The organism is Mangrovactinospora gilvigrisea (assembly GCF_001879105.1).
GTDB classification, from domain to species: Bacteria; Actinomycetota; Actinomycetes; order Streptomycetales; family Streptomycetaceae; genus Mangrovactinospora; species Mangrovactinospora gilvigrisea.
In genome coordinates this window covers 1-20,936 of the sequence record NZ_MLCF01000040.1, presented here as the reverse complement: position 1 = coordinate 20,936, position 20,936 = coordinate 1, and the positions used below count along the sequence as shown (strand labels likewise).

General features: G+C 74.2%; 21 protein-coding genes. 7 read left to right on the top strand and 14 right to left on the bottom strand.

Annotation, left to right across the window (positions count from 1 at the left end):
- Window positions 1-87: 87 nt before the first annotated feature.
- The 10 genes from BIV57_RS24565 to BIV57_RS08575 form a co-directional block, all read right to left on the bottom strand.
- Entirely contained in the window at window positions 88-441 is a 354-nt protein-coding gene (locus BIV57_RS24565; protein WP_071656097.1) for a hypothetical protein, read from the bottom strand.
- Between the two features lie 33 nt (window positions 442-474).
- Entirely contained in the window at window positions 475-1,590 is a 1,116-nt protein-coding gene (locus tag BIV57_RS08615) for a substrate-binding domain-containing protein (RefSeq protein ID WP_071656096.1), read from the bottom strand.
- Window positions 1,591-1,884: 294 nt separating this feature from the next.
- Window positions 1,885-4,398, bottom strand: a complete 2,514-nt coding sequence (gene pheT / locus BIV57_RS08610) for a phenylalanine--tRNA ligase subunit beta (protein WP_071656095.1) — start codon at window positions 4,396-4,398, stop codon at window positions 1,885-1,887.
- On the bottom strand, window positions 4,398-5,519 hold the full coding sequence (pheS, locus tag BIV57_RS08605) for a phenylalanine--tRNA ligase subunit alpha (RefSeq protein WP_071656094.1): 1,122 nt from the start codon (window positions 5,517-5,519) through the stop codon (window positions 4,398-4,400). Before pheS ends, pheT begins: the two co-directional genes overlap by 1 nt.
- A 170-nt stretch (window positions 5,520-5,689) precedes the next feature.
- On the bottom strand, window positions 5,690-6,766 hold the full coding sequence (locus BIV57_RS08600; protein WP_071656093.1) for a sensor histidine kinase: 1,077 nt from the start codon (window positions 6,764-6,766) through the stop codon (window positions 5,690-5,692).
- A 55-nt stretch (window positions 6,767-6,821) separates the two neighbouring features.
- Entirely contained in the window at window positions 6,822-7,631 is an 810-nt protein-coding gene (locus BIV57_RS08595) for a TrmH family RNA methyltransferase (protein WP_071656092.1), read from the bottom strand.
- A gap of 145 nt (window positions 7,632-7,776) precedes the next feature.
- The gene (gene rplT / locus BIV57_RS08590) at window positions 7,777-8,163 is read right to left on the bottom strand and encodes a 50S ribosomal protein L20 (protein WP_071656091.1); all 387 of its coding nucleotides are present in this window, start codon (window positions 8,161-8,163) and stop codon (window positions 7,777-7,779) included.
- 112 nt (window positions 8,164-8,275) lie between these two features.
- Entirely contained in the window at window positions 8,276-8,470 is a 195-nt protein-coding gene (gene rpmI / locus BIV57_RS08585) for a 50S ribosomal protein L35 (RefSeq protein WP_071656090.1), read from the bottom strand.
- Between the two features lie 122 nt (window positions 8,471-8,592).
- Window positions 8,593-9,279 (bottom strand): translation initiation factor IF-3, encoded by a 687-nt coding sequence (gene infC, locus BIV57_RS08580; protein WP_071656089.1) that lies wholly within the window; start codon window positions 9,277-9,279, stop codon window positions 8,593-8,595.
- A 348-nt stretch (window positions 9,280-9,627) separates the two neighbouring features.
- Window positions 9,628-9,996 (bottom strand): DUF1844 domain-containing protein, encoded by a 369-nt coding sequence (locus BIV57_RS08575; protein WP_071656088.1) that lies wholly within the window; start codon window positions 9,994-9,996, stop codon window positions 9,628-9,630.
- 152 nt (window positions 9,997-10,148) lie between these two features.
- Between BIV57_RS08575 and BIV57_RS08570 the strand changes: the two genes are divergently transcribed.
- The 6 genes from BIV57_RS08570 to BIV57_RS08545 all read left to right on the top strand — a co-directional run bounded on the left by BIV57_RS08570 (window position 10,149) and on the right by BIV57_RS08545 (window position 16,787).
- On the top strand, window positions 10,149-11,309 hold the full coding sequence (locus BIV57_RS08570) for an ROK family transcriptional regulator (RefSeq protein ID WP_107409511.1): 1,161 nt from the start codon (window positions 10,149-10,151) through the stop codon (window positions 11,307-11,309).
- A 99-nt stretch (window positions 11,310-11,408) separates the two neighbouring features.
- Window positions 11,409-12,749 (top strand): extracellular solute-binding protein, encoded by a 1,341-nt coding sequence (locus BIV57_RS08565; RefSeq protein ID WP_175548702.1) that lies wholly within the window; start codon window positions 11,409-11,411, stop codon window positions 12,747-12,749.
- An 11-nt stretch (window positions 12,750-12,760) separates the two neighbouring features.
- A complete protein-coding gene (locus BIV57_RS08560) occupies window positions 12,761-13,705 on the top strand; it encodes a carbohydrate ABC transporter permease (protein WP_071656085.1) in 945 nt (314 codons plus the stop codon).
- A gap of 3 nt (window positions 13,706-13,708) precedes the next feature.
- Complete coding sequence (locus tag BIV57_RS08555; RefSeq protein ID WP_071656084.1) at window positions 13,709-14,548, top strand: carbohydrate ABC transporter permease; 840 nt, start codon at window positions 13,709-13,711, stop codon at window positions 14,546-14,548.
- Window positions 14,545-15,801, top strand: coding sequence for a 6-phospho-beta-glucosidase (locus tag BIV57_RS08550; RefSeq protein ID WP_071656083.1), 1,257 nt, complete (start codon window positions 14,545-14,547; stop codon window positions 15,799-15,801). The genes BIV57_RS08555 and BIV57_RS08550 overlap by 4 nt, the downstream gene beginning before the upstream one ends.
- Entirely contained in the window at window positions 15,792-16,787 is a 996-nt protein-coding gene (locus BIV57_RS08545; protein ID WP_071656082.1) for an N-acetylglucosamine kinase, read from the top strand. Before BIV57_RS08550 ends, BIV57_RS08545 begins: the two co-directional genes overlap by 10 nt.
- A gap of 431 nt (window positions 16,788-17,218) precedes the next feature.
- Here BIV57_RS08545 and BIV57_RS08540 read toward each other — a convergent pair whose 3' ends face one another.
- On the bottom strand, window positions 17,219-18,058 hold the full coding sequence (locus BIV57_RS08540) for a sigma-70 family RNA polymerase sigma factor (protein WP_071656081.1): 840 nt from the start codon (window positions 18,056-18,058) through the stop codon (window positions 17,219-17,221).
- 77 nt (window positions 18,059-18,135) lie between these two features.
- Here BIV57_RS08540 and BIV57_RS08535 point away from each other — a divergent pair, with 77 nt between their 5' ends.
- Window positions 18,136-18,537: a DoxX family protein gene (locus tag BIV57_RS08535; protein ID WP_217651710.1), complete on the top strand. Its 402-nt coding sequence runs from the start codon at window positions 18,136-18,138 to the stop codon at window positions 18,535-18,537.
- Here BIV57_RS08535 and BIV57_RS08530 read toward each other — a convergent pair.
- The 3 genes from BIV57_RS08530 to BIV57_RS25035 form a co-directional block, all read right to left on the bottom strand.
- On the bottom strand, window positions 18,525-19,394 hold the full coding sequence (locus BIV57_RS08530) for an SseB family protein (RefSeq protein WP_245797484.1): 870 nt from the start codon (window positions 19,392-19,394) through the stop codon (window positions 18,525-18,527). The genes BIV57_RS08535 and BIV57_RS08530 overlap by 13 nt on opposite strands.
- Window positions 19,391-20,707 carry a S8 family serine peptidase gene (locus tag BIV57_RS08525; RefSeq protein ID WP_071656079.1) on the bottom strand — a complete coding sequence of 439 codons (1,317 nt, stop codon included), beginning with the start codon at window positions 20,705-20,707 and terminating at the stop codon, window positions 19,391-19,393. Before BIV57_RS08525 ends, BIV57_RS08530 begins: the two co-directional genes overlap by 4 nt.
- The coding region (locus tag BIV57_RS25035) for a hypothetical protein (RefSeq protein ID WP_217651709.1) at window positions 20,704-20,936 on the bottom strand (233 nt) is incomplete at its 5' end. The genes BIV57_RS08525 and BIV57_RS25035, both read right to left, overlap by 4 nt.

Here is a 20,936-nt window from a genome sequence, read left to right as displayed (position 1 = left end):
CCCCTCACCCCGTCCCAACTCCGCACCGCCGAGCCCCGTTAGTCCCGCCCGGACGGTTCGTCCACCCGTCCCCCGCCCCCTCACCCCTCACCGCTCGCCGCCCGGCCCGACGGGCCGCCGCCCGGCCTCGGCGACTGCCGCCTCGCCCTGGCCCTCCTCGGCCGGAACGCGGACGTCCCGCTCGCCCTCCTCTGCGCGTTCCCGCGCTACGGGAAGGACCGCTTCGGCGCCCGCGCCGTCGCCGCCCCCGGCGCCGAGCCGCACGTGCCCGTCGACCGTCCGCCCACCCCCTTCGCCGACTACACCGCCGCGCTCCCCAGCCGCACCGCGTGGTCCTTCCGGTGGGATTGACCGCAGCACCGCGGCCGCGGACGGGTCGGAGCCCAGCACCGCACCCAGCAGGGTGCTGATCAGCGCGTCGACGCGCGAGCGAATCGTCATGCCGACGACGCTCGTGCGGGCCGACGGAAGGACTCAAGAAGGACCGGCGGAACCGTCCCGCCGGGCCAGGGAGCTGGCGCGCACCACGAGGCGCGGCCGCAGCCAGATGCGGCGCAGCTCGGCGTCCGGCTCGTCCAGACGCCGCAGCAGCGTCTCCACCGCCAGCCGCCCCAGCCGGAACTTCTCCGGCGCCACCGAGGTCAGCGCCAGGCCCCCCTCGGGCATCTGCCGATCCTCGCAGGAGACCATCGCCAGGTCCGCGGGTATCCGCACTCCCACCCGCTGGGCCTCGGCGAGCAGCAGCGTCGCCTCCTGCTCGCCGAAGCAGACCACCGCGGTCGCGCCGGAGGCGCGGATCACGCCCAGCACCTCCGCGGCGACCGGCCGCAGCATCGACCGTCCGTCGCACTTCGCGTTGTAGTCCTGCACCCAGCGAAAGCGCTCGGCGGCCTTCAGGCCCAGTGCCGCCACGGCCTGGTCGAAGCCCTTGGCGATGCCCTCGCTCGGCGCGGAGCCCACCCGCACCACCAGCGCGACCTCGCGGTGGCCGAGCGCGGCGAGGTGCTCGAGCGCCAGGTAGGCGCCGCCGCCGTGGTCGGTGGAAACATGCTCGCTGGGGTCGCCGACATCGATCGGCGCCCGCTCCAGCAGAACGTGCGGCATCGGCAGAGCCCGCAGCCGGTGGGACTGCTCGGGGGCGGCGAAGGGGCCCGGCCCGGGATGCGCCAGCACCAGCCCGTCCGCGTCGGCGACGTCGGCCAGCACCCGCTCCAACCGCCCCCATCCGGGCGGCCCGTAGCCGGTGGTGCGGATCCGCAGGTCGACGCGGGCCCGCGCGGCGGCGGCCTCGATGCCCTCGACGAGCGGCGGGAAGTAGGAGTGCCGCTCGGGCAGCACCACGGCGATCCGCCGGCGCCCGCCCCGCCGCCCCGCCGGAAGCGCCCGCACGAACGTCCCCGCGCCCTGCCGCCGCTCCATGCTCCCCTCGCCGGCCAGCTCCTCCAGCGCGCGCCGCACGGTGTTGACCGACAGCCGGTGTGCGGCGGCCAGCTCCGACTCCGCCGGCAACCGCGCTCCCGGCGGCCACACCCCGTCCCGGATCCCGCGCCGCAACTCGCCCGCCAGCCACAGGTACTTCAGCTGCGCCATGGCCCCATTCTGCCGACCCGAGCGGCACGCACAGCCCGCTCACAACGAAGCACCCTCGCCCCGTTCCCCGGCGAGGGTGCCCCTGTACTGCGGTTTTCTCCTGGCGACTCCCGCCACCGGCCGAGGTGACGGGAGCCTGTTCGGCACTGTTGTGATTGTCTTGACAGGACAAGTGCCGGAACAGACCTTCTCATCTGATGCACCGTCATATCAAGTCCGCCCCCTCGCCCCGGCGTTCCCACCGGGGGCGAAGGGGCGGACAGGGGCGGAGAGGCGGCGGCGCCGGCAGTGCCGTCAGCCGCGCAGCACCGCGCCCACGCGGGTCGACGCCGCGGCGACGGCCGCGTCGCGGGCGGCGGACGCGTCGTCCGCCGTGAGCGTGCGGTCCGGCGCGCGGAACCGCAGCGCGTACGCCAGCGACTTCTTGCCCGCGCCGATCTGCTCGCCCTCGAAGACGTCGAACAGCCGCAGCGACTCCAGCAGTTCGCCCGCGCCGTCCCGCAGCGCCGCCTCGACCTCGCCGGCCGGCACCGCCGCGTCCACCACCAGGGCCACGTCCTGCGTCGCCACCGGGTAGGAGGAGATCCGGCCCGCCTGCACCGCGTCCGACGCCTCCGCCGCGCGCACCAGCGCGTCGAAGTCCAGCTCCATCGCGGACGTGCGCTCCGGCAGCTCCAGCGCCTTCACCACCCGCGGGTGCAGCTCGCCGGCGTGGCCCACGACCCTGCCGTCGGGGCCACCCAGCCGCAGCTCCGCGCAGCGGCCCGGGTGCCACGGGGCGTACGACGCCTGGCGCGGCACGAGCTCCACGCCCACCGCGTCGGCGACGACCCGCGCCGCCTGCACCGCGTCCGCCCAGGACGCCTCGCGGCCCTCGCCCCACCAGCCGGCCGGCCCGAACTGCCCGGCCAGCACCACCGCGACGTGCCGCGGCTGGGCCGGCAGCGCGGCCTCCAGCGACGCCAGCTCCTCGTCGGTCGGACGACGGTCCACCGCCAGCCGGGGCGCGGCCGGGGCCTGCCCCTCGCGCCGGACGAACACCAGCCCGTTCTCGAAGAGCGCCACGTCGTGCGTGCCGCGCCCCACGTTCCGCCGCAGCGCGGCGAGCAGCCCCGGCAGCAGCGTCGTGCGCATCGACGCCTCGTCGGCGTTGAGCGGGTTGACCAGGTCGACGGTGCGCCGCCGCTCGTCGTCCGCGTCCAGGCCCAGCGCGTCGAAGACCGAAGCGTCCAGGAACGGGAAGGACGGCGCCTCCACGAACCCGGCACCGGCCAGGGCGCGCCCCGTCCGCCGCCGCGCCCGCTGGCCCGCCGTCAGGCCGGTGCCCGGGGGCAGGTGCGGCATGGTGGACGGGATCCGGTCGTAGCCCTCCAGCCGCAGCACCTCCTCGGCCAGGTCGTTGACCTCGACGAGGTCGGGCCGCCAGGACGGCGGCACCACGGTGAGCACATCGCTGCCGGAGACGGCGCAGCCGACCTCCTGCAGCCGGCGCACCACGGTCTCGCGGCCGTACGTGACGCCCGCCACCCTGTCCGGGTGGTCGGCGGGCATGGTGATCGGCGCCAGCGGCCGCACCCCGCCCACCTCGGTGACCCCGGCCTCCACCAACGCGGTCTCGCCGCCCAGCAGTTGCAGCAGGTCGACGGCGCGCTGCGCGGCCGCCGCGGCCGCGGCCGGGTCCGTGCCCCGCTCGAACCGCTTCGCCGCCTCGGAGGGCAGCTTCAGCCGGCGCGCGGTGCGGGAGATCGACGGCGGGTCGAAGTGCGCGGCCTCGATGACCACATCGGTGCTCTCCGGCCCGATCTCCGTCGAGCCGCCGCCCATCACCCCGGCGAGGCCGATCGGCCCGGAGTCGTCGGTGATGACCAGGTCGCGGCCGCCGACCAGCTTCCGCTTCGCGCCGTCCAGCGTGGTGACGACCTCGTCAGGCTCGGCGCGCCGCACCCCGATGGCCCCGCTGACGCGGCCGCGGTCGTAGGTGTGCAGCGGCTGGCCGATCTCCAGCATCACGTAGTTGGCGACGTCCACGATGAGCGAGACCGGCCGCATCCCGGCCTTCTGGATGCGCCGCTGCATCCAGATCGGGGTGCGGGCGGCCGGGTCGAGCCCGACGACGGCGCGCGCCACGAACAGGTCGCAGCCGTCGGCCTGCACCGCGTCCGAGATCCGCACCTGGGGGCCGGCCCCGTTGGGCGGGGTGACGTCCAGCAGCGCCGGGTCGCGCAGCGGCAGCCCGTAGGCGGTGGCCACCTCGCGGGCGAGGCCGCGCAGCGACATGCAGTAGCCGCGGTCCGGGGTGACGTCGATGTCGAGGATCTCGTCGACCATCTGCAGCAGCTCGACGGCGTCGGTGCCGGGCTCGTACTCCGGCGGCAGCACGATGATGCCGTCGTGGTCGTCGCCCAGGCCCAGCTCGCGGGCCGAGCAGATCATGCCCTCGGAGACCTTGCCGTAGGTCTTGCGGGCGGCGATCTCGAAGTTCCCGGGCAGCACGCCGCCCGGCAGGATCACCACGACCTTGTCGCCGACCGCGAAGTTCCGGGCGCCGCAGACGATGTTCTGCGGCTCGCCGGAGCCGTTGGCGCTGCCGACGTTCACCTGGCAGTAGCGGATGGGCTTCTTGAAGCCCTCCAACTCCTCGATGGCCAGCACCTGGCCGACCACCAGCGGGCCCTTGATGTCGGCGCCGAGCTGCTCGACCGCCTCCACCTCGAAGCCGGCGTCGATGAGCCGCGCCGCGACCCCGCGGCCGTTCTCGGCCTCCGGAAGGTCGACGTACTCCCGCAGCCACGAAAGCGGGACCCGCATCAGATCTCCCTACCCAGCTGGAGGGCGAACCGGGTGTCGCCCTCGATGATGTCGCGCATGTCCTCGACGCCGTTGCGGAACATCAGCGAGCGGTCCAGGCCCATGCCGAACGCGAAGCCGCTGTAGACCTCCGGGTCGATCCCGCAGGCCACCAGCACCCGCGGGTTGACGACGCCGCAGCCGCCCCACTCGATCCAGCCCTCGGACGAGCAGGTGCGGCACGGCCGGTCCGGGTTCCCGACGGACGCGCCGTGGCACACGAAGCACTGCAGGTCCATCTCCGCGGACGGCTCCGTGAACGGGAAGAAGTGCGGACGCAGCCGCGTCACCACGCCCTCGCCGAACATCGAGCGGGCGAAGGTGTCCAGGGTGCCCTTGAGGTCGCCCATGGTCAGGCCCTTGTCGACGGCGAGGCCCTCGACCTGGTTGAAGACCGGCAGGTGGGTGGCGTCCAGCTCGTCCGTCCGGTAGGTGCGGCCGGGCGCGATGATGTAGATCGGCGGCTTGCGGGTGAGCATCGTGCGCGCCTGCACCGGGGAGGTGTGGGTGCGCATCACCACGCCCGACTCCTCCGAACCGTCGGCGCCCTTGACGAAGAAGGTGTCCTGGAGCGCCCGCGCCGGGTGGTCCGGCTTGAAGTTGAGGGCGTCGAAGTTGTACCACTCCGCCTCGACCTCGGGGCCCTCGGCGACCTCGTAGCCCATCCCGACGAAGACGTCCTCGACGCGCTCGAAGACCGCGGTGAGCGGGTGCCGGGCGCCGCGCGGGGCGCGGTCGTAGGGCAGCGTGACGTCCACGGTCTCCTCGACCAGGACGCGCGCGTCGCGCTCCGCCTCCAGCTGCTCCTGCCGCTCCTTGAGGGCCTTGCGGACGGCGCCGCGGGCCGCGCCCACCCGCCGTCCGGCATCGGCCTTCGCCTGCGGGGGCAGGGCGCCGATCTCCCGGTTGGCGAGGGCCAGCGGCGAGCGGTCGCCGTCATGGGCGACCCGCGCGGCGTGCAGCGCCTCGAGGTCCGCGGCCTCGGCGATCGCCGCCAGGGCTGCGTCGCGGGCGCGCTCGACCTCCTCCGGTTTCAGGGCCTCGACCTCGACCGGGTCGTACGACTTGTTCGGTGCCGACATCTCTTCCACTAGCTCCCGTGGGGAATTCTCGCCCGTGCGGACGCCTAGGTCGCGCCCCGGGCAGTGTAATCGGTCAAATACCACCACGTAGGGCCCACCCCACGCGGCGACATGCGGCTCTGCCGGCCCACCGGGCCCGCTCGCGAACCTCTTCCCGGTCCGGATCTCCGTCAGGAGTTGGGGAGGAGGAATTCGGGCAGCCCGGCGGGCAGGATAAATCGGAATCGCGCCCCGCCCGCGCCGCCGCTGCCGACGGTGATGCGTCCGCCGTGCGCCTCGATGAGGCCCTTGACGATGTACAGGCCCAGGCCGGTGCCGCCGCGCCTGCTGCCGCGCCAGAAGCGCGTGAAGACGCGGTGCATCGACTCCGCGGGGATCCCCGGGCCCTCGTCGCTCACCGTCACCGCCACCGCCGGTCGGGCCGGATCGCCCAGTGCGGCCGGCTCGATCTCCAGGGTGACGGTTCCGGCGCCGTGCCGCACAGCGTTTTCCACGAGATTTCCCAGGATCTGGTCCACCTTGTCGGCATCCGCCCACAGTTCGGGCAGCTCGCCGCGGACCCGGACGTCGAACCGCTCGGGGGGCTGGCCGGCCGCCTCGTACGCCGCGACGTGCCGGCGCACCGCGGTGGGCAGGTCCACCACGCTGCGGCGCACCTCCATCCGGCCGGAGTCGATCCGGGAGATGTCCAGCAGCTCGGCTATCAGCCGGGTGACGCGGTCGGCGTCGTTGTCGACGGTCTGCAGCATGACGCGCTTCTGGTCGTCGGTGAACCGGTCCCACTTGGCGAGCAGCGTCTTGGTGAAGCCCTTGACGCTGGTCAGCGGGGAGCGCAGCTCATGGGCGACGGTGGCGATCAGCTCGGCGTGGCCGAGCTCGGCGCGGCGCCGGGCGTCCGTGCCGCGCAGCGTGACCACGAGCCGGCGCAGCGGGCCGGGCCCGCCCCCGGGGGCGGTCTCGCGGACGTAGCGGGCGGCGACCAGCACCTCCCGGCCGCCGGGCAGCAGCAGGTTGCGCTCCGGCTGGCGGGTGCGGATCCGCAGGCCGCCGTACGGGTCGGTGACGTCCCACCAGCGGCGCCCGGCGATGTCCTCCAGCGGCAGCGCCTCCCGGACGGGCCGGCCGAGCGCGCGCCGCGGCGGCGTCCCGGTCAACCGCGCGGCGGCGGCGTTGAACTCCACCACCAGCCCCCGCCCGTCCGCCACCACCACCCCGTCCGGCAGCTCGTCCGCCTCCACAACGCCCATTGCCGAACCCTATCGGGGCGGGGCGGCGAACCCGGCACCGCGCGAGCCGCGGGCCCTACCGCTGCGCCCGGGCCGACGCGTACAGGCAGACCGCCGCCGCCGTCGCCAGGTTGAGGCTCTCCGCGAGCCCGTGGATCGGCACCTTCACCACCGCGTCGGCCAGCGCACGCGTCTCCTCGGGGAGCCCCCACGCCTCGTTGCCGAAGACCCAGGCCGTGGGCGCCGCCAGGGCGCCCTCGTCCAACTCCTGGTCGAGGTCGCGGTCGCCGCACCCGTCGGCGGCGACGACCCGCACGCCCGCCGCCCGCAGCTCGGCCACCGCCCGCTCCACCGGCACCCCCACCACCACCGGCAGGTGGAAGAGGCTGCCCACCGAGGCCCGCACCGCCTTGGGGTTGTAGGGGTCCACCGAGGCGTCCGTCAGCACCACCGCGTCCGCGCCCGCGGCGTCCGCGCAGCGCAGCACCGTCCCCGCGTTGCCCGGGTCGCGCACATGCGCCAGCACCGCCACCAGCTTCGGACGGGACGCCAGCACCTGCTCGAACTCCGCGTCGAGGAACGCGCAGACGGCCACCACGCCCTGCGGGGTGACGGTCTGGCAGATCGCGTCGACCACCTCCTGGGAGGCGAGCCGCACCGGCGCCCCCGCCGCCCGCGCCGCGTCCAGCAGTTCACCGTGCCGGGCCGCCGCCTCGGGCGTCGCGAAGACCTCGCGCACCGACCCGGGCCGGTGCGCGACCGCCTCGCGGACGGCCTGCGGGCCCTCCGCGAGGAAGCGCCGCTCCTTGCCGCGGGAGGCGCGCTTGGCGAGGCGGCGGGCGGCGGCGACCCGCTCCGCGCGCGGGTTGGTGAGCAGTTCGGGCACGTTCTCCCCTGGGGAGTCGAAGGATGCGGAGCAGCGACGGGACGAAACGGCGGGGACACGGCGACGGGATGCAGCGACAAACCGCCCCGCCGACGGTGCCGAGGACGGCACCCACGACGGGGCGGGAGGAAGACCCGGGGCTCGATCAGGCCGCGGTCTTGGGCGCGTTGATGTCCGCCGGGAGCGCCTTCTTCGCGACCTCGACGAGGGAGGCGAACGCGTTGGCGTCGTTGACGGCGAGCTCGGCCAGGATCTTGCGGTCGATCTCGACGTTGGCGGCCTTCAGGCCCTGCACGAAGCGGTTGTAGGTGATGCCGTTGGCGCGGGCAGCGGCGTTGATCCGCTGGATCCACAGCTGGCGGAAGTCGCCCTTGCGCTTCTTGCGGTGGTCGTAGTTGTAGGTGAGGGAGTGGGTGACCTGCTCCTTCGCCTTGCGGTAGAGGCGCGAACGCTGGCCGCGGTAGCCCTTGGCCTGCTCGAGAATGTCCTTGCGCTTCTTCTTGGCGTTGAGCGCCCGCTTCACGCGTGCCACTGTCGTACTCCTTGATGGGGGTCGGACGGGCTTCCGCCCGGCCCGGTAGCGAATCGGTCCCGGTCAGTCGTTCTGGGGCGGCCGCCGCGCATCCCGCGCGGGCCGCGTCCCGTCACTTGCCGAGAAGCTTCTTGACCTTCTTGGCGTCCGCCGGGGACAGCTCGACAGTGCCGGCCAGCCTGCGGGTCAGGGTCGACGGCTTGTGCTCGAGGTAGTGGCGGCGCCCGGCGCGCTGGCGCAGCACCTTGCCGGAGCCGGTGATCCGGAAGCGCTTCTTGGCGCCGCTGTGCGTCTTGTTCTTCGGCATGTCGCCAAATCTCCTCGTCGGATTCGTTCCCGCCGTCCACCGTCCGGGGTCGGATCCGGACGGGACCGACGGGAACGCTTCGGTCTTCGTTCGTGCTGGGCCGCGGTGCGGCCCGGAGGCGGCTACTGCTGGTCGCCCTCGGCGGCCACCTCGGCCGGCGCGGCGTCCTCGGCGGCCTCGCCGTCCGCGGCGTCGCCCTCGGCGGGACGCCCGAGACGCTGGGCCTTGCGGGCGGCCTGGGCCTCGCGCGCCTCGGCCATCGCCTCGGTCTTCTTCTTGTGCGGGCCGAGAACCATGATCATGTTCCGGCCGTCCTGCTTGGGGTTGGACTCGATGAAGCCGAGGTCCTGGACGTCCTCCGCGAGCCGCTGCAGCAGCCGGTACCCCAGCTCGGGGCGGGACTGCTCACGACCGCGGAACATGATCGTGATCTTGACCTTGTCGCCCATCTTGAGGAACCGGACGACGTGACCCTTTTTGGTGTCGTAGTCGTGCGGGTCGATCTTCGGCCGGAGCTTCATCTCCTTGATGACCGTGTGCGCCTGGTTCTTGCGCGCCTCACGGGCCTTCATGGCCGACTCGTACTTGAACTTGCCGTAGTCCATGAGCTTGCACACCGGCGGCCTGGCGGTCGCGGCGACCTCGACGAGGTCGAGGTCGTACTCCTGGGCAAGCTCCAGGGCCTTAGCAAGCGGCACGATGCCGACCTGCTCGCCACTGGGACCGACGAGTCGCACCTCGGGGACGCGAATCCGGTCGTTGATGCGGGGCTCGGCGCTGATGGGCCCTCCTCGGTAGCACCCGGCGATCGCCTGGCGGGCGACCGCGCAATCCTGTTAATGCGTGGGCTGGAACCCACCTGCTCGACCGAGCCCGGCAACGACGAAACGCCCTGCCGACTCTCCACGGGCAGCGGCTCCACGAATTCCGGAGCGCCTCGGCCGTGGAACGGGCAGAGCGCGGGGGCGACGGCTTGGCCGTCACCCGGACCGGACCCGTCAGACCCGGGGGTCTGCAGGTGGGAGGGAGCCTCCGCTTGCGGGCACAGGGCAAAGACCCCGTGCCGGTCGAACACCAAGCATAGCAGTGCGCGGGCGCGGCTTATTCCGGGCGCCTTCCCGGCGCCGCGCGGACGTCAGCCGCGGACCGCGCGGACGTCAGCCGCGGACCGGGCCGGTGTACTTCTCACCCGGGCCCTTGCCCGCGTCGTCCGGCACGATCGACGCCTCGCGGAACGCCAGCTGCAGGCTCTTCAGCCCGTCCCGCAGCGGCGCGGCGTGGAACGACCCCAGGTCCGGCGCGGACGCGGTGACCAGCGCGGCGAGCGCGTTGATCAGCTTGCGCGCCTCGTCGAGGTCGAGGTGCTCCTCGCTCTCCTCGTCCTCGGAGAGGCCGAGCTTGACCGCGGCCGCGCTCATCAGGTGGAGGGCCGTGGTCGTGATCACCTCGACGGCGGGGACCTCGGCGATGTCCCGCACCGCGGTGTCGGCGGGGGTGTCGGTGCTGTCGGCGACGCGGTCGTTCATGGCCCCGACCCTACGCGACCCCGGGCGCCGCCCCGTCCGGGCACCGCGGGTAACGCTTGGGTCTCGCTTGATCGGCGGGGATTGCCACACGAGGGAACCGTTAGGAAAGTTTCCTATCACCCATCGCATCCCCGAACGAGCGAGGTGGAACCGTGCCAACGACGCCCGCGGGAACCCCGCGCCTGCTCCGGGCCATCAACGACCGCGCCGCCCTGGAGCTGCTCCTCGCGCACGGTCCGCTGACCCGGGGCCGGCTCGGCACGCTGACCGGACTCTCCAAACCCACCGTCTCCCAGGTGCTCAGCCGCCTGGAGAAGGCCCGGCTCGTCGAGCCGGACGACAGCGCCCCGGACGGCACCCGCCGCCCCGGGCCGGCCGCCCAGACCTACCGGGTGCGCGCCGACGCCGCCCACGTCGCCGGCCTCGACGTCACCCACCACCGGATCCACGCAGCCGTCGCCGACCTCACCGGCCGGGTGCTCGGCGAGGCCACCGTGCCGGCCCGGCGCACCAAGCCGATCCGCGCGGTCGGCGAGGCGCTGGACGCCGCGCTGCGCGACGCCGGGGTGGCGCGCGACCGCATCCGGCACACCACCGTCGGCACCCCCGGCACCTTCGACCCGGCCACCGGGGCGCTGCGCTACGCCGAGCACATGGCCGGCTGGCACCACCGCACCGCCGTCCGGGAGACCGCCGAACTCCTCGGCACGCCCGTCGAGTTCGAGAACGACGTCAACCTCGCCGCCGTCGCCGAGCAGCAGCTGGGCACCACCGCCGGGGTGGAGGACTTCGTGCTCTTCTGGGCCGGCGCGGACGGCATCGGCCTCGCCGTCGTCCTCGGCGGGCGGCTGCACCGCGGGGCGACCGGGGGCGCCGGCGAGGTCGGCTACCTCTGGCAGCCCGGCAACACCGTCCACTCGCTGGCCGGCAACGCCATGGGCGGGCTCCACGAGCTGGCCGGACCGGCCGGCATCCGCCGTCTCGCCGAGGAGCGCGGCCTCACCGCCGGCAGCGCGGCCGAGGCGCTGGCCGCCGGCCACCCCGGCGTGCTGGACGAGGCCGCGCTGCGCTATGCCACCGCGCTGGCCAGCATCGTCAGCGTCCTCGACCCCGAACTGGTGGTGCTCAGCGGCGAGCTGCCCACCGCCGGCGGCGAACCGCTGCGGCAGCGCATCGCCGAGCGGATGGCGGACATCTCCATCGCCGCGCCGCGGGTGCTGCTCACTCCCGTCCAGGGCCATCCGGTGCTGGTCGGGGCCGTGCACAACAGCCTGGCGACGGTCCGCGAGGACCTCTTCGCCGGCCTCTCCTGACCTCGCGTCTTCCTGCTTCTGCCCTTTTCCGTCATCGCTTTTCCCTTCCCCCTCTCCCCTCTGCCACCTCCGTTTCCCCTGCCCTCCTGGAGGCATCCCTTGAGGCGAACGGCACTCGCGATCCTCGGCGCCGCCGCGGCCACCGCGCTGCTGGCGAGCGGCTGCACGGCGAACGTCAACGGCGGCGCCTACGACGACCTGTCCAAGAAGGAGACCATCACCTTCTGGCACGGCTGGAGCCAGCCGAACGAGGTGAACGCCATCAACGCCAACATCAGGGCGTTCGAGCGGCTGCACCCCAACATCACCGTCAAGTCGGTCGGCAATGTCACCGACGACACCATCAATCAGGCACTCCGCGCCGGCGGCGACAGCGCCCCCGACGTGGTGTCCTCCTTCTCCACCGACAAGGTCGGGCTCTACTGCGCGTCCGGGCTGTGGACCGACCTCGATCCGTTCCTCGCCAAGAGCGGCATCGACAAGGCGAAGACCTTCACCGCGCCGACCCTCAAATACACCGCGTACCGCGGAAAGCAGTGCTCGCTGCCGCTGCTCGGCGACGCCCTCGGCCTCTACTACAACGTCGACATGTTCAAGAAGGCGGGCATCGCGCGCCCGCCGCGCACCTTCTCCGAATTCAAGGCGGACGCCGAGAAACTGACGGTCCGCAAGGGCGACGGCTACCGGCAGCTGGGCTTCATGCCCGATTACCACGGCTATGCCACCACGCCCACCAACTACCTCGGCCAGTGGTCGCCCACCTATCTCGACGCCCGGGGCAGATCCGTCCTCGCCAAGGGCAGCGCCGTCACCGACATGCTCACCTACCAGCGCGGACTGGTGCAGGCGCTGGGCGGCTACGACCGGCTGGAGAAGTACCGCACCACCTTCGGCGACGAGTACTCCACCCAGAACGCCTTCCATGTGCAGAAGGTCGCCATGCAGATGGACGGCGAATGGCGCACCGTCAATCTGGAGCAGGACAGGAACGTGAGGTTCCACTGGGCCACGGCGCCGATGCCCGTCCCCGACGACCAGGCCGACCAGTACGGCAAGGGCTACGCGACCGGGACCACCATCGGCATCGCGCACTCCAGCCGGAAGCAGAACGCCGCCTGGCAGTTCGTCAAGTTCCTCACCACGAACACCAAGGCGCTGGTGAGCTTCGCCAACGCCATCCACAACGTGCCCACCACGTATGCCTCGCTGAAGTCGCCCGACCTGGACAAGAGCCCCACGTTCCGGACCTTCGTCCGCATCGCCGCGAACCCGCGCAGCTCTACGCTGCCGCCCACCCTGAACGGCAGTCAGTTCGCGCTCACACTCTCCGATTTCGCCTACCGGGTGGAATCCGGGAAGGTCCCCGTCGCGCGCATCCGCGAGGGGCTGAAGGAGGTCGACCACCAGATCGACCTCGACAATCTGCAGGCCGAGATGTGACGGGGAATCCGATGACGACGACCACCCTGACCTACGCCGGGAAGCGCCGCCGCCAGGCGCTCACCACCCTGGCCTTCCTCTCCCCCTGGATCATCGGGTTCGCGGCCTTCTTCGCCTATCCGCTGGCCTCCACCGTCTACTTCAGCTTCATGCACTACAACCAGATCAACCCGCCGACCTTCGTGGGCCTGCGGAACTGGAAGTACGTGTTCACCGAGTACCCGCTCTTCGCCCCGGCGCTGTGGAACACCCTGTGGCTGGTGGTCGTCATGGTCACCCTGAGGGTGGTCTTCGGCCTCGGCATCGGGATGCTGGTCACCAAGGTGAAGACCGGCGTCGGGTTCTTCCGCACCGCCTTCTACCTGCCCTATCTGGCCCCGCCGGTCGCCGCCACCATCGGCTTCGTCTTCCTGCTCAACCCCGGCACCGGGCCCGTCAACCGCATCCTCGGCGCGCTCGGCATCAACGCCCCCAACTGGTTCAACGACCCGTCGTGGAGCAAGCCGGCGCTCACCGTGCTGGCGCTGTGGGGCATCGGCGACCTGATGGTGATCTTCATGGCGGCGCTGCTGGACGTCCCCAAGGAGCAGTACGAGGCGGCCTCGCTGGACGGCGCCGGGGCGGTCTCCCGGTTCCGGCACATCACGCTGCCCAACATCTCGCCGATCATCATGTTCGCGGTGATCACCGGGGTGATCCAGACCCTGCAGTACTTCACCCAGCCCACCGTCGCCGGGAACCTCGCCAGCGGGCAGCTCTCGGCCCCCGGAACGATGGTGCCGCCCGGCTACCCGGACAACTCCACCCTGACGCTCCCCCAGCTGGTGTTCACCCTCGGCTTCCAGAACTTCAACACCGGCGCCGCCAGCGTCATCGCCCTGGTGCTCTTCGCCGTCGCGATGGCCTTCACCCTGCTGCTGATGCGCCGCCGCAGCGGCCTGCTGACGGAGGACTGACCCATGACCGACGCCCGACGGCGGGCCGCGCTCGCCTGGATCGGCACCCACGCGCTCGGCGTGGCCGCCGCGCTCTTCTTCGTGCTGCCGTTCGTCTTCCTCCTCCTCACCTCGGTGATGAGCGACAGCCAGGCCCTCACCAGCAACCTGTGGCCGACCTCCTGGCACTGGGGCAACTACGCGCAGGTCTTCCACACCCCCGGGTTCCTCACCTGGTGGCGCAACACCGTCATCTACGCGGTGGTCGGCACCGTGCTCTGCCTCGCCTCGGCGATCCCCGTCGCCTACGCGCTCGCCAAGTTCCGCTTCCGCGGCCGGCGCACCGCGATGGTGCTGGTGGTCTCCGCGATGATGCTGCCGCCGCAGGTGATCGTCATCCCGATGTACCTGGTGTGGGCGCAGCAGTTCCACCTCGCCGGGACGCTCTGGCCGATCATCATTCCGCTGGCCTTCGGCGACGCCTACTCGATCTTCCTGCTGCGGCAGTTCCTGCTCACCATCCCCGACGAGTACATCGAGTCGGCGAAGATCGACGGCTGCGGGGAGCTGCGCGCCCTGCTGCGGATCGTGGTCCCGATGGCGAAGCCGGGCATCGCCGCGGTCGGGCTCTTCCAGTTCTTCTACTGCTGGAACGACTATTTCGGCCCGAAGGTGTATGCCGCTTCCAACCCCGCCTGGTGGACGCTCTCGTTGGGGCTGGAGTCGTTCCGCGGCGCCCACCACACCAACTGGAACCTCACGATGGCGGCGACGCTGCTCGTCATGGCACCGGTGATCATCGTGTTCTTCTTCGCCCAGAAGGCCTTCGTCGAAGGCGTCACGCTGACAGGAGTCAAGGGATGACCAAGCTCACCGTGGTCGGCGGCGGCTCGACCTACACCCCCGAACTCATCGACGGCTTCGCCCGGTTGCGGGACACCCTGCCCGTCGACGAGCTCGTCCTGATGGACCCGGACGCGGAGCGGCTGCGGCTGGTCGGCGGGCTGGCCCGGCGCATCTTCGCCCACCAGGGCCACCCCGGCACGATCACCACCACCCAGGACCTGGACGCGGCCGTGGACGGCGCCGACGCGGTGCTGCTGCAGCTGCGGGTCGGCGGGCAGGCCGCCCGCGCCCAGGACGAGGCGTGGCCGCTGGAGTGCGGCTGCGTCGGGCAGGAGACCACCGGCGCCGGCGGCCTCGCCAAGGCGCTGCGCACCGTCCCGGTGGTGCTGGACATCGCCGAGCGGGTGCGGCGCGCCAACCCGGACGCCTGGATCGTCGACTTCACCAACCCGGTGGGCATAGTCACCCGTGCCCTGCTGACGGCCGGTCACCGCGCGGTGGGCCTGTGCAATGTGGCGATCGGGGTGCAGCGCAACGTCGCCGGCCTGCTCGGCGTCGAGCCGAAGCGGATCGCCCTGGACCATGTCGGGCTCAACCATCTGACCTGGGTGCGGGGGGTGCGGCTGGACGGCGAGCAGATCGCCGACCGGCTCCTCGACGAGCACGCCGACCGGATCGCCGAGGACCTCCACCTGGACGCCGGCTACATCCGCCGGCACCGCGTCGTCCCCTCCTACTACCTGCGCTACTACTACGAACACGACGCCGTGGTGCGGGAGATGCGGGGCGCCGAGTCGCGGGCGCAGAAGGTCGCGGCGATCGAGCGGGAGCTGCTGGAGATGTACGCCGACCCGGCGCTCACCGAGAAGCCGAAGCTGCTGGAGCAGCGCGGCGGCGCCTACTACTCGGAGGCGGCGGTGGCGCTGGTCGCCTCGCTGCTCGGGGACTCGGGCGACGAGCAGGTGGTGAACGTCCGCAACGACGGGACGCTGCCGTTCCTCCCGGACGACGCGGTGGTGGAGGTGCCGGCCCGGATCACCGCCGGCGGCCCCGTCCCGCTGCCGCAGGCGCCGGTGGAGCCGCTGCACTCCGGGCTGATCGCCCATGTGACGGGGTACGAGTACCTGGCGCTGGACGCGGCGCTCAGGGGCGGGCGGGAGCGCGTCTACGACGCCCTGCTGGCGCATCCGCTGGTGGGCCAGTTCGAGCTCGCCGAGCAGCTGACGGACCGTCTGATCGCCCACAACGAGCAGCACCTGGGGTGGGCGTGAGCGCCGTCCTGGCGATCGACGCCGGCAACAGCAAGACCGATGTGGCGCTGGTCGCCGCGGACGGCAGGCTGCTGGGCCGCGCGCAGGGGCCGGGGTTCCGGCCGATGGGCGAGGGCGGCGCGCCGGAGTCGGTGGAGGCGCTGGCGCCGATCGTCGCCGAGGCGGTGGCGGACTGCGCCACGGCGGGACGGCCGGTGGCCGCGCTGGTCTCCGCCTACCTGGCCAACGTCGACCTGCCCGAGGAGGAGGCGGAGGCGCACGCGCTGCTCGCCGCCCGGGGCTGGGGGACGGAGACCGTGGTCGGCAACGACACCCTGGCGCTGCTGCGGGCCGGCACCGACCGGCCCGAGGGGGTGGCGGTGGTCTGCGGCGCCGGCGTCAACGCGGTCGGGCTGCGCGCGGACGGGGCGGTGGCCCGCTTCCCCTCGCTCGGCGAGCTCACCGGCGACTGGGGCGGGGGCGGCGGCCTCGGCACCCGCGCGATGTTCCACGCGGTGCGCGGCGAGGACGGGCGCGGGCCGCGCACGGCGCTGTCGGCGGCGATCGCCGCCTGGTTCGGCACGGCGACGGCGCAGGAGGCGGCGATCGGCGTCCACCTCGGCAGGCTGCCGCGGGAGCGGTTGTGGCGCTTCTCCCCGGAGCTGTTCCGCGCGGCGGAGGCGGGGGACGCGGTGGCCGGGGAGCTGGTCGCGCACCAGGCGCGCGAGGTGGTCGCGATGGCGCTGAGCTGCTTGCGACGGCTGTCGCTGGTGGAGCGGGAGGTGGTCGTCGTCCTCGGCGGCGGCGTGCTGGCGGCGGGGCACCCGCTGCTGCTCGGCCCGGTGCGCGCGGCGCTCGCGGCGGAGGCGCCGCGGGCGGTGCTGCGGATGGCCGACACGGCACCGGTGGTGGGCGCGGCACTGCTGGGTCTGGACCGGCTGGGGGCCACGCCCGCGGCGGAGGCGTCTTTGCGTGCGGAATGGCGCCGTGCGGCGGCGCACGCGTAGGTCGGGGCGGTGACGCACGCGTAGGTCGGCGCGGCGGGGTGCCCGGCCGGATGCGGGCGGCGGCGCTCACTCTGGTCACCCGCGCAGTTCCCCGCGCCCCTTCGGGGCACGCCGGCGCCGCGGGCGGTGCTGCGGATGGCCGACACGGCACCGGTGGTGGGCGCGGCACTGCTGGGTCTGGACCGGCTGGGGGCCACGCCCGCGGCGGAGGCGTCTTTGCGTGCGGAATGGCGCCGTGCGGCGGCGCACGCGTAGGTCGGCGCGGTGACGCACGCGTAGGTCGGCGCCGCGGGGTGCCCGGCCGGATGCGGGCGGCGGCGCTCACTCTGGTCACCCGCGCAGTTCCCCGCGCCCCTTCGGGGCACGCGGGCGCCGCGGGCGCGAGCACAGCGGACCCGCGGCCGGACGAGGACCGCTGGCGGGGCAGGGCGTCAGCGGGCTCGCGTGACCTCGATGCGCGCGATGCGGTCCCCGCGGAGCGTGAACCGCAGGGTGCGGGTGACGCGTCCGCCGCGGTGGACGTGGGCCGCAAGGGGCTCGTCCGCCGGGATCCGCGGGACGCCCGCGAGGCGGGCGATGGCGATCGCGCCCCGCGCGACGCCCCGCGCCCCGCGCAGCCGCAGCGGGAGGCCCAGCAGGGACGTCGACGCCACCGCGTCCGGCGCCAGCAGCTCCAGCAGCGCCGCGAAGTCGCCGGCCCGGGACGCCGCGAGGAACGCCTCCACCGCGCGCCGCTGCCGCTCCGGGTCCGCCGTCCCCGCCGTCCCCTCCACGTCGGCGCCGGCGCCGGCGTCACGCACCCGCCGCCGCGCCCGCGTCGCCAGCATCCGCGTCGCCGGAACCGTCCGGCCGACCACCGGGGCGATCCGGGCGAACGGCACCGCGAAGAGGTCGTGCAGCACGAACGCCACCCGCTCGTCCGGGCCCAGCGCGTCCAGCACCACCAGCATCGCCTGCCCCACCGAGTCCGCGAGCAGCGCCTCCTGCTCCGGCCCCGGCGCCGGATCCGCCGCCGCCTCGGCGTGCTCCGCGCCCGCCTCCCGGCGCACCGCCCGCGCCCGCAGCCGGTCCAGGCCGATGCGCCCCACCGCGGTGGTCAGCCAGGCCCGCGGATCGTCCGCGCGGGTCGCGCCGTCCGCCCGCTGCCAGCGCAGCCACGCCTCCTGGACGGCGTCCTCCGCCTCCGCCGCCGAGCCGAGCATCCGGCGGGCGACGGCGGTCAAGTGGGCGCGGTGCGCCTCGAATTCGCGGGCCTCGCCGGGATCCTGCACACCGTCCAGGATGCCCGCGGTTGCGTTTCCGGGAGCCCGCCCGTCCTGGGGGCATGACCGATACCGGAGCACGACCCGTGCCGGAGGCACGGACGCGGGCGGCCGCGCTGGGCTACTGGGCCGCCACCCTCTTCGTCACCTCGGAGCTCGCCGTGGGCGGCGGCTGGGACATCGCGCGGCTGCCGATGGTCGCGCGCGTCACCGAGCACCTGGGCTACCCCGGCTATTTCCTGGTGCTGCTGGGCATCTGGAAGATCCTCGGCGCGGCGGTGCTGCTCGCGCCGCGGCTGCCGCTGCTCAAGGAGTGGGCGTACGCGGGCACCGTCTTCGTCGACAGCGGCGCGGTCGTCTCGCACCTCGTCAAGGGCTACCAGCTGGCCGAGTTGGGGTATCTGCTGCCGCTGCTCGCCGCCACCGGGGCCTCGTGGGCGCTGCGGCCGCCCGCGCGGCGGTCGCCCCGGCCTCGTCAGATCTCGTAGAGCAGGTTGCTGGGCGCCGGGGTGCCGGGCGGGTGCAGGGCCAGCGACAGGCCGTCGACGAGGACGGTGCGCAGCACCGGGTCGGCGGCGAGCCGCTCCGCCAGGTCCCCGGCGGCGCGCTGGATCTCCTCCCGGCCGACGCCGCCGGCCAGCACCAGCCGGAGCGTCAGATCGGCGCCCTCGCGCTGCTCCAGGTAGGCGGCGCTGACCGGCTCGCAGCCGGCCAGGTGCCCGCGGACGGCCTCGGCGACCGCCGGGTCGTCCACCGGGGCGCGCCGCTCCCCGCCGCGCGCCAGCAGGTACAGCCGCGCGCCGCTGACCGGGAAGGGCGCCGGACCGCCCAGGTCGAGCAGCAGGGTGTCGGCGCGCTCCTGGAGCGCGGCGCGGGCCGCGGTGTGCGCGGGGACGGCGACCGGGCGGGCGTCGGCCCGCCAGCGGGCGAGGGCCGCGGTGCCGGTGAAGGCGGGCAGGGCGCGGCGGGAGCCGTCCGGGGAGTTGATGGTGGGGACCGCCATGTCGCTGGACTTCTCGACGGCGTGCCCGTCGGCCGTCTCCTCGACCTCCCCGAGGACGGCGACGACGGGCACCAGCAGACGGGTGCCGGGGAGGGCGGCGTGCACGGCGTCCTCGGCGGCCCGCAGCTCGGCGGCGTCGGCGGCGCCCTGGGCGCGGACCCAGGCGTCCAGCGCGGCGGCGAGCTCCGCGTCCGGCTCGCCCGTGTCGTTCGCGAAGCCCGTGTCGGGAAGGGACTTCCGGACGTTCGGATCGCGGGTGGTCCCGCCGCTCTCCGGGCCCTGCGCGGGAACGGGGGCGCTGTGATGGTGCGGGGTATCGCTCGGGATGTCGGTGCCGGTCACACCTCCGAGCCTACGGGGTCCGCGGGGTTGTCCGGCGGGGCCTCCGGCTCCGGTTCGCCGCCGGGCCCGGGCGCGGCGGTCCGGCGCCGGCGGCGGCGCAGCCACTCCCCCGCCGCGAGCAGGGCCGCTCCGGCGGCGGCGAGGTAGGGGGCGGGGGCCGGAGTGCCGCCCCGGTGGGCCCCGGCGGCGCGCGGGGCGGCGGACGCGGCGGCGTCGCCGGACGGGCCCGCCGGGGCCGGGGAGGGGGCGGGGACGGCCGGCTGGGGACGCTGCCGGGCGGCCCGGTCGGCAGCGGCGAGCGCGGCCGGGACGGAGACGGTGCCGGCGCCGATGTCGCCGTCCGGCCGGCCGTCCGCGGGGCCGGCCCTCGCCGATTGCTCCAGCGCGGTGCGGATCTGAGCGGGGGTCAGGCGCGGGTGGCGGGCGCGGATCAGCGCGACCGTCCCGGAGACCAGGGCCGCGGCGGCGGATGTGCCCCAGGCCAGGTAGTAGCGGTTGTCGGGCGCGGGCACCACGACGTCCAGGCCGGGCGCGGCGACGGTGGTGTACCAGCGGCGGGTGGAGAAGTCGGCGCGGGCCCCGGCGCGGGTGACGGCGGCGACCGCGATCACGCCGGGGTAGGCGGCGGGGTAGGAGGTGCGGTCGGCGTCGGCGCCGCCGTTGCCGGCCGAGGAGACCACGGGGACGCCGTGCGCGAGGGCGTAGCGGATGGCGGCGTCCTCGCCGCTGTCGGGGTGCGCGCCGGGGCCGTCGTCGCCGAGCGAGAGGTTGATGACGTCGGCGCCGTGGTCGACGGCCCAGCGGATGCCCGCGGAGACCGGGTCCAGCGGGTTGGCCGGCGCGTTCGGGGTCTTCGGGGTCTTCGCGGGGTGGTCGCCGTCGTCGAGGATGACGCGGACGGGGAGGATGCGGGCCTGCGGGGCGACGCCGAGGACGCCCTGGGCGTCGCCGGGCCCGTGGCCGTGGCCGGCGATCAGGGCGGCCATGCCGGTGCCGTGCCGGCCGGTGTTGTCGGGGCCGGCGGTGCCGGTGACGAAGTCGTGGCCGGGCAGCACGCTGCCGGCGAGGTCGGGGTTGGCGGCGGCGACACCGGTGTCGAGGACGGCGACGGTGATGCCGCGGCCGCGGGTCTGCGTCCAGGCGCGGGGCGCGCCGAGGGTGTCGAGGTACCACTGGCGGGCGCGGATGGGGTCGGCGGAGGCGGTCGCGGCGGTGGTCGGGGCCGGGACGGGGGACGCGGCGGCGGAGGGGGCGTCGGCGAGCAGGGCGAGGACCAGCAGGAGGAGTCCGGCGGCGCGGGCGGCGGCGGTCATCGGCTCCCCGCGAAGACGGTGGCGGCGCGGCGGACGGCGGCGTAGAGGCCGGACTCGACGACGGGGGCGTCGGAGGCGGCCGGCGGCGCGAGGGCGTCGGCGGGCCGGTCGGGGGCCCGGCCGTCGCTGAAGCCGGCGGTGACGAGGACCACGCGGTGGCGCGCGGGGACGGCGCGCACCGCGAACGCGGCGGTGGGGACGCCGGGTTGGGGTGGGGGCGGGCCCGCGG